General features: G+C 70.2%; 7 protein-coding genes. 1 reads left to right on the top strand and 6 read right to left on the bottom strand.

What is annotated here, in order from left to right; translation table 11 throughout:
* Positions 1 to 387: 387 nt before the first annotated feature.
* The 6 genes from NBX02_RS13505 to NBX02_RS13475 form a co-directional block, all read right to left on the bottom strand.
* Complete coding sequence (locus NBX02_RS13505) at positions 388 to 1,455, bottom strand: TolB-like translocation protein (RefSeq protein WP_250291597.1); 1,068 nt, start codon at positions 1,453 to 1,455, stop codon at positions 388 to 390.
* The gene (locus NBX02_RS13500) at positions 1,452 to 2,789 is read right to left on the bottom strand and encodes an MFS transporter (RefSeq protein WP_250291595.1); all 1,338 of its coding nucleotides are present in this window, start codon (positions 2,787 to 2,789) and stop codon (positions 1,452 to 1,454) included. Before NBX02_RS13500 ends, NBX02_RS13505 begins: the two co-directional genes overlap by 4 nt.
* 5 nt (positions 2,790 to 2,794) lie before the next feature.
* Positions 2,795 to 3,637 (bottom strand): alkaline phosphatase family protein, encoded by an 843-nt coding sequence (locus NBX02_RS13495; protein ID WP_445548417.1) that lies wholly within the window; start codon positions 3,635 to 3,637, stop codon positions 2,795 to 2,797.
* Between the two features lie 744 nt (positions 3,638 to 4,381).
* On the bottom strand, positions 4,382 to 4,582 hold the full coding sequence (locus NBX02_RS13485; protein ID WP_250285692.1) for a hypothetical protein: 201 nt from the start codon (positions 4,580 to 4,582) through the stop codon (positions 4,382 to 4,384).
* A gap of 270 nt (positions 4,583 to 4,852) precedes the next feature.
* Positions 4,853 to 5,941 (bottom strand): iron-containing redox enzyme family protein, encoded by a 1,089-nt coding sequence (locus tag NBX02_RS13480; protein ID WP_250285691.1) that lies wholly within the window; start codon positions 5,939 to 5,941, stop codon positions 4,853 to 4,855.
* Positions 5,938 to 6,663 carry a class I SAM-dependent methyltransferase gene (locus tag NBX02_RS13475; protein WP_250285690.1) on the bottom strand — a complete coding sequence of 242 codons (726 nt, stop codon included), beginning with the start codon at positions 6,661 to 6,663 and terminating at the stop codon, positions 5,938 to 5,940. Before NBX02_RS13475 ends, NBX02_RS13480 begins: the two co-directional genes overlap by 4 nt.
* An 877-nt stretch (positions 6,664 to 7,540) precedes the next feature.
* Between NBX02_RS13475 and NBX02_RS13470 the strand changes: the two genes are divergently transcribed.
* A partial coding sequence (locus NBX02_RS13470) for a mechanosensitive ion channel domain-containing protein (protein WP_250291600.1) occupies positions 7,541 to 8,369 on the top strand: 829 nt, incomplete at its 3' end.

The following is an 8,369-nucleotide window of genomic DNA, read 5'->3' as shown; positions in this document are numbered from 1 at the left end:
GGAATCGTCCCTGGTCAGCGCCCGGGTGGCGACCGGCCGGACGGCGATTTCAGGGCCCGGAACCAAGATCAATCGGTTCGTATGCTGGTACACATGGTCCACCACGCTGCGTATTTAGCCTCTGGCCTGGTCAAATAGGTTTTACCTATGGGGTTGGGATGATGTAAGGGACTCCATCGCCGCAGGTCAGCACGCATGAGAGGCCGGTTCGTACAATGCCGGGCCTCCTGAACTGACCAGCATTGACGGTCACTCTCGGTGCCAGGCGCTGTTCGTCGGGCATCCGCCGCGGCCGTCCGGCGTCGATTCTGGACGTCGCCGCCCGCTACACCACCGCCAAGCCCGTCTGACCCGGGTCGCAGGAGGACGCCCGTGGCGCGCGGGCGGTCAGCCGATCACGGCGGGTGCGAGCGCCGCGGTCGTCAGCCGGGTGGGGCTACCTGTGCCGTCGGCCGGGATGGTCCACAGATCCGAGCCGTAGTCACCGGCGAGAGCGTAGACGAGGGTGCTGTTGTCGAGCCAGACGGCCTGGTCGTCAACACTTCGGTGTTCGCCGAGCGGTGTCTCCCGCATGTCGCGCAGGTCGAGGACGTACTCCCGCCACGGCGCGTCCGCGGAGGCTTCCGGCACCCGTTTCTTGAACGCCAGCCGGGTGCCGTCGGGCGACAGCGACGGGCACTCGACGTTCTCGCGCAGGGTGGTCACGGTCCTGGCCCGGACGTCCCCGCGCACCAGGTAGGTCTTCCCGCGGGTGGCCAGGGTGGCGTAGAAGTGGCCGTCGTCGGCGAACGTGACGCCCCAGAAGTTGACGTCAGCGCCGCGGTACGCCTTATCATCCATGATCACCTGGTAGTCCTCCAGCGACTGCTGAAGCGTCCAGGTGCGGGTGTCGAGGATCGAGGTGCGGGTGGAGAACTGGGTACCCGCGTAGGAGTCACCGCTGACGAACACCGTCCACGCCACCATCCGGCCGCTGGGCGAGACCCGCGCCCGGGTGGGGATGCCGCCCAGCGGGAAATGCCGCTGTTCACGCAGCTCCGCGTCCAGCACCACCGCCCGGTATCTCTCCTCGAGCGTGCCCGGCAGCCGCTGCAGGCAGATGCCGGTACCGGCGGCGGCGTAGAAGCGCAGGCAGTGGACATCCGACGCGGTGCGCGGGCCGGCCGGCGCCGACGCGGCCACCGACACCAGCTCGTCCCGTTGCGGGCCCCAGAGCATGTTGCGGAAGACCAGCCGTTGTTGCCCGGTCGAGCCGGTGCCGGTGCCGGTGCCGGCGCCAGGGCCGGCGCCGGTCCCGGCCAGCGTGACCCGGCCGGCGGCCACCGACGGGCCGTCCTGCTGTTGGCGGTCCCTGAGCGCACCGCGCTCGGAGGCGTACCGCACCCAGCCGACGGAGACACCGCCGAGCAGGACGACGGTCAGGAACAGTACGACCAGCCGGGCGCGGTCCGTCATGTCGCGGCTCCCCGCGATGCCGCCGTCCCCAGTGCCCGCAGGGGCCGCGCAACCGCGCCCAACGTGACGCAGGTCGCCAGCGCGACCGTCGCGGAAGCCAACGCCGCGCGGTCCCCCCAGGCCGACCAGGCGGCCCCGAAGAGCAGCGAGCAGGCGAACCGGGCGCTTCCCTGCGCGGTCTGCACCAGGGCCAGGCCGCTGGAGCGCAGCCGCGCAGGCACCGAGACCGCGGCGGCGGCCATCAGCACCCCGTCCGTCGCGGCGTAGAAGGCGCCGTGCAGGACGAGGACGACGGCCAGCAGCGCCGCGTCGCCCACCGGCACGAGCAGCAGCCCGTACGCCACCAGCAGGCCGACGTGCCCGGCGAGAAAGACCCGCCAGCGACCGAACCGGTCGGCGGCCTGTCCGAACGGCACCGCCAGCAGCAGGAACGTCCCGGCCGTGGCGACCGGCAACAGCGGGAACCACTCCCGCGGCATGGCCAGGTCGCGCTGCAGCATCAGATAGAGGAAGGAGTCGCTGACGGTGGCCAGGCCGAGCAGCAACGCGCACAGCGCCAACCAGCGCAGATCGGGGCGACGCAGCAGGCCGAACGCCGCGCGCGCGGAGACGGCCGCCTCCTCCCGCGCGTCCTGGGCCGTCGCGTCCTGGGCCGTCGCGTGGCCGCGGCCCGGGGCGAACAACAGCAGGACCGCCAGGCCCGTCATGGCGATACAGAAGCTCACCATGAACAGGGCGTCGAATCCGTCAACCGCGGCCCGCATCACGAAAAAGGCGATGATCGGGCCCAGCAGCGCGCCCGCGGTGTCCATCGCCCGGTGTATGCCGAACGAGCGGCCCTGGGCTTCGGCCGACGACGCCAGGGAGATCATCGCGTCGCGCGGAGCGGTCCGCAGCCCCTTGCCGGTCCGGTCGGCCGCGAGCACCACACCGATCGACGCCACCCCGTGCGCGAGGAGCAGCGCGGGCTTGCACAGCGCGGACAGCCCGTAGCCGACCGCGGCGACAGCCTTGTGCCGTCCGCCGCGGTCGGCGAGATGGCCGCCGACAAGGCGGACCAGCGTGCTGAAGCCGTTGTAGATGCCGTCCAGCAGGCCGAAACCCAGCGGTGAGAGGCCCAGCTCCGCCACCAGGTAGAGCGGTAGGACAGCGGTGACCATCTCGGCCGAGACGTCGGTGAGCAGGCTCACCGTTCCCAGCACGAGGACCGTGCGCGGCAGCGCCCGCGCGACGGCCCGCGGTGTGACGCGAGGGGTGGGCGCCGCGGCCTGCTGGCCCGGGTCGGTACCCGGGCCAGCAGACGTGGGGACGGTGTACGCGTCCGCGAGGTACACGGACGCTAGCTCCAGATGCCGGTGATGTCCGACGCACTGGCGGCGTTACCCGCGTGTGTCGTCAGACCGGCCAGGTCCTCCAGGGTGCGCAGCAGGTTGTAGTGGTTGTAGGTCGTCGACGAGGAGCTGCCCGCGGTGACGTGCTGCCCGTAGAGCACCGTGGGGATGTGGTTGCCGTTGAGGCTGTTGTCCTCGTCGAAGGTCACGATGAGCAGGCTGTTGTGGGTCGTGGCCCAGGTGGCATAGGCGCCGAGCTTGTTCTGCAGCCAGGTGTCACCGGTGCTCACGGAGCAGTCGTGCATGTCGTTGCACAGGTTCGGGACGACGAACGATATCTTCGGCAGGGTCGAGTAGCTGGTCGGGAACTGGGCGAACGTGTAGGCGGTGTTCGTCGGCACGTTGCTGAACCCGAACCAGGGGTTGTGCTTCCGCGCGTACTTCGTGCTGCTGTTGGTGCAGATCGTCGAGCCCTGGGAGGGCAGGCCCTCGTTGTAGCTGCCCCAGGCGAGACCGGCCGCGATCAGCTCGGAGCCGAGGTTGGCGGCGCTGCTGAACCCGGGCGTGTAGCAGCTGTCGCTGGTGATGCCCTGGGTTCCCCCGGAGAAGAGCGCCATGTAGTTGGGCTGGCTGGGGTGGGTGATGGCGTACGACGCGGTGAGGTTCGCGCCGCCGGTCTTCAGTGAGTTGATGTAGGGAGCGCTGGAGCTGCCGATCACCTGGGAGTAGGCGTGGTTCTCAAGCACCACGACGACGACGTGGTCGGGTGTGGGGAGCGCCGCGGCGTGCGCGGGCTCCGCGCTCCACACACCAATCGACGCGACGGCCAGCACGACGGCGGCACCGAGCATGCTCAGTAGCCAGCGTGGACGCCGGACAGCAACGGCAGGGGACACGGGCGGACCTCCAGAATGGGTCAGGGGGAAAGCAGTGCCTGGCTGGGGAGCGAAGCCAGATTAGTGACGTTCCGCATCATCGTCAGTGCACCGGCAGCGACGGCTCAGCAAACAGGAGACGTCAAATTCCCCACCCGCCGGACTCGTTCTCGAGGGATGACCCGCCGGCTACCACGGGAAACGCCTGGACGAGTAGGAGTGACCGGCAATAGGCGCGGGTCCAGGAGATCGGCATGTGAGCAGGCACGGAACCCGGTGACCGTCGGATCGTCACATTCCGTGAGCGCTGGAGGATCTCATGCCTGCCGTCCCATCATCCTTGCCCGGCCCGATCTGGAGCTGGTTCGAGGCCCTGCTGACCCGGCACACCAGCGGACCGCCGCTCGAGTCCGGCCCCGCCCACCGGCCGGGCTGCCACCGCCGTCGCATCCCCGACCGGGCCGTCTTCGGGTACGTGCTGGACGCCCTCGTGCCCGGCCCGGGCGTGGTCACCAACCGGTCCGGCTCTGAAGGCCCTCCTCACGTCGTGGTCCGGGGACCGGTAGGTCGTTCAGGCCGTTGTGGGCTCGCCCGGGTGACATGGATGAGCCGGGCCGTGAGGGCGCGGCCGAGGCCCGGGTATCGCGGGCACCGACAGCACGGGCTCGGCACCATGAGCCTCGGCAGCGGCGGCATGCTCCGGCAGCGACGGAACGGGTCTCAGGCTGGGACGAGCTCGGCGTGGCGGTCGAAATGACGGTGGGCCGCCACCGCCGTGGTGAAGGCCGAGGCGAACTCGGCGGTTTCGGAGTCGGTGGCCGTGTGTCCCGCCAGGCTCAGAGTCACCACGCCGCGGTCGTCGACGAGGCGGCCATCAAAGGATGTCAGGTCGAGCTCCCTGGGCTGGACGAAGTTCGGCACCCGGCCGCGGACTCAGTCGGCACCCGCCGCGGACTCAGGATGACCAGCCGGGTGCGGCCAGCCCCGGCGCCGACGGGCTGGCGGCGGCCGTCGGGCGCGCCCGCGCGGGCACCACCCGTCCCCACCGCTCTCCCTTGGCCGCCGGGACCAAAACACATCCGGAACACATCCGGCCGCGGGACGGCACAAGAAGAAGACGACCAAGAAGAAGACGACCAAGAAGACGACCCCAGACGAACCTGCCGAGCAACCGCTGTTCATCGCCGCGGATCAGATCAGGGACGATTCCCCTCTCTCCCAGGCAGTCATGATTGCCTCGGCGGCGCGGGCCTCGACGGCCATCGCCGCCCGCGCGCCGAAGAGCAGGCCGGCAGCGAGGCCGGGCTCGGCCCGCACGAGGCCGGTGGCGAGGGCGTCGGCGGCGACCGTCTGGTGGTGGGCGTCCGCCACGACGTGCGTGTCGAAGAACAGACGGGCGGCCGGGGGCAGGCCGTGGCGGCGCAGGGCGGCGCTGTAGGCACTCATCGGCCCGACCGAGGTCATCTCGAACACGGCGAGATGACCGACGAGCGCGGCCCGGTGCTCGCGGTGCAGGCCGAAGAAGGACGGCACGTTGACGGTGGCGAGCGTGGTGGCCGGGACACGGTCAAGGTAGGCCCCGTACGCCGGGTCCAGCCCCAGGGCGCGCAGGGTGAGGCCGAAGAGGGTCTGGTGCATGTCCCGTTGGGCGCCGTGACCGTACTCGTCGGTCTGGATCTCGACCAGCGCGGCCTTCGCCGCGCCGGCCAGCCGGGGAATCGCCCACGAGTGCGGATCTGCTTCCTTGAGCTGGAGCAGGGAGCGGTGGACGGCGAACTCACGGAACTGGCCCAGCGAACCGCGTTCGGCGAGATACCCCGACAGCGACGGGCCGCCGGGAGCGTCGATGACGCGGCGCAGCGCGCCCGCGATCCCGTCCGCGAGGAGGTCGCCCGGCTCGGTGCCGGGGGCGGCGAGGTCCACGTCATCCCGCAGCCGGGCCAGGAGATCGCGTTCCAGGAGCCGGCGAAGCCCCAGCAGCGACGGCTCCCACTCCCAGCCGTCCGCCACATCGGCAAACCCGCGGTAGTGCAGCTCGTACAGGCAGTACAGGGTGAGGGCGGCGTCCTCACCGAACAGGGCGTCATCGTCGGCCGCGGGCACCCTGTCCACGGCATGGACCGGCCCGGCCAGAGCGGTGGTCAGAACGGCGCTGAGGGTGCCCCGCGGGCGCGGCAGGGGGCTCGGCCCGAGCTCGGCCGGGCTGAGAACGTCGCCGTAGCCGGCATCGTTCGGCCCGCGGAAGGCCGTGGTCACGGGCCGGGGGCGGGAGGCGGTCATGCCGGCACCGCCGCGGCGCCCGCGCTCAGCACCTGGGCCAGAACCACCGAGTCCCTCCCGGGCGGGTACGCACGGCTGTGGTCACGGATCCAGGTGACACCGGCGAGCAGGTAGCCCTCCTGGTGGAAGAATGCCTGCCCGGCGGCGGCAAGGGACTGGATGCGCCGCCACACCTCGGGGTCGCGGCAGTAGGAGCCGAACCTGATCGGGCGCGTCACCCAGTCCACCACCCGGTACCCACAGCGGGTCGCCTCCGCCAGGACGCCGAGCGGATCGGAGATCGAGGCGACCATCACCATCACCAGGTCGAAGGAGCAGCCCAGAATCCGGCAGGTCACTTCGGCTCCTCGCGCCCCGCCGTACAGGTCGGGAGCACCCGGCCGCCGCGGCTGCCCCGGCAGGTACGGGGGGTTGGCGACCACGCAGCGCTCCGTTGCCCCGCTGGCGTAGCGGAAGAAGTCTCCGAACTGGACGGTGTAGTTCACCGGCCCCTTCAGCTCCGTCAGCCGGCGGGCTGACCGGAACGCGTCGGGGTCGCGCTCAAATCCACGGACCTGTGCCAACGTCTCCGATCGGCCGACGGCCTCCAGCAGCGGGATCCCGGTACCCGCCCCCAGCTCCGCCACACCGGCGGCGGTGTAGGGACTCAGCTGTGCGCAGGACAACAGGCGCTCGACGCACCACGAATAGAAACTCGACTCCACCGGGTCGTAGAAAGCCATGTCGCTCCTGCCGTAGGTCGACCGGAGGCGGGCCGGCCCGGGCGGAACGGGCCACAGGGCCACAGGGCCACAGGCACCGCCGCCGCTGTGCGCTCATGGCCAAGTACCCGTCCGGCTCCGCCTTAACCGGGCGCAACGCCGGGACGCGCGTGCACGGCGCCCAACTCCCCGCCGGCCGGAGTGCCGAGGCGTACGTCAACGGCCAGAGCGGCTGGCATGCGGGCGATCGATGTCCCTGTCCCAGCAGGGAGATGAAGGTCGCTCGCCTCCTCCGCCGCTCCTCGATCGTCACCGTGAGCAGGGCCGATGGGGCGAACACCGTGGCCTGCGGCACCGGAACTGTGCTACCGGACCGGCACCGACCGCTCTCCGCTCAACCCGTGCCATCGTGGACTCTCCTTCATTCCTTCATTCCTTCATTCCTTCATTCCTCCATGTCTCCCGCCGACGTCGCGCTCCGGTGTCCCGGCGCCGGCGTGCAGCGGAAACGGCTCGTCGCATAGCTGGAGAAACTCGGCCCGAAAGCCACCGTCGAATCTCGGCCGTAAATCTTCCGGTGGAGGCGTCCTTCAAAGTCGTTCTGAGGCGTCCGAAGCCGCCGGTTACCGGCCATCAAGATCACCGATAATCGGCGAATGCGACAGCGCCCGACGGACCCTCCTGCCGCGCTCGGGATCGAGAGCGCGGAGCCAGATCAACTTCGCTCGAGAAGGAATTCATGATACTTCCGAATGTGACGGACCTCTCACGTTATAACGCCCCACTGCGGGAAGGCATCCCTGGACACAGGCGCGTCGCTCGGGGCAAGGCGCCGCCCGGGCTACCGCTACCAGACTGATCCGAGGAGTCCGGTGTGGTCATTCGCCACGCAGCCGAGATGTCCCTGCCCGAGGCTGATTCGACACCCGCCGTGCTGATCGTGCTGGCCATGGCCGCCGTGCTCGGCTACACGGTTGCGCTGGTCGTCGACCGGACAGCCCGTCGGGCCGGGCGCCGTTCGGCAGCCGCCGCCGACCTGGCCCAGCGCGGCCGACGCCCGGCCCACCTCACCCTCGTCATCCTCGCTCTGCTTGTCGCGCTGAACGCCATGCCCGAACAGAACTGGACCGGGGCCATCGTCCGGCTGCTCGGCCTGGCCTTCATCGGCGGCGTCTCCTGGCTGGTGGCGGTGCTCACCTTCCTCCTCGAGGATCTTGCCCTGGCTCGCTACCGGATGGACGTCGCCGACAACCGGCACGCCCGCCGGGTGCGTACACAGGTGATCCTGCTGCGTCGCATCACGGTGGTCGTCATCACCGTCATCGCCGTGGCCTCGATGCTGATGACGTTCCCCAGCGTGCGCATTGCCGGTGCCAGCATCGTCGCGTCCGCCGGAATCGTCGGCATCTTCGCCGGGCTGGCCGCACAGACCTCGCTGGCAAACGTGTTCGCCGGGCTGCAGCTCGCCTTCACCGACGCCATACGGGTGGACGACGTGGTCGTCGTGGAGAAGGAATGGGGACGCATCGAGGAGATCACACTGACCTACGTGGTAGTCCACATCTGGGACGACCGACGCATGATCCTGCCATCGACATACTTCACCACCGTGCCGTTCCAGAACTGGACGCGTCGGGAGGCGGCCGTGCTCGGCGTGGTCGAGCTGGACCTGGACTGGTCGGTGCCGGTGGAGGAGATGCGGGCGGAGATGCACCGGATCCTGGACC

The sequence above is a fragment of the Protofrankia sp. CiP1_Cm_nod1 genome (assembly GCF_920888515.1).
Taxonomy (GTDB): domain Bacteria; phylum Actinomycetota; class Actinomycetes; order Frankiales; family Frankiaceae; genus Protofrankia.
This window is presented reverse-complemented; position numbering and strand designations above follow the sequence as displayed.

Coding starts and splice junctions, on each gene's coding strand:
- NBX02_RS13505 (WP_250291597.1), bottom strand. CDS start 1,455: ATGACGGACCGCGCCCGGCTGGTCGTACTGTTCCTGACCGTCGTCCTG.
- NBX02_RS13495 (WP_445548417.1), bottom strand. CDS start 3,637: ATGCTCGGTGCCGCCGTCGTGCTGGCCGTCGCGTCGATTGGTGTGTGG.
- NBX02_RS13480 (WP_250285691.1), bottom strand. CDS start 5,941: ATGACCGCCTCCCGCCCCCGGCCCGTGACCACGGCCTTCCGCGGGCCG.
- NBX02_RS13475 (WP_250285690.1), bottom strand. CDS start 6,663: ATGGCTTTCTACGACCCGGTGGAGTCGAGTTTCTATTCGTGGTGCGTC.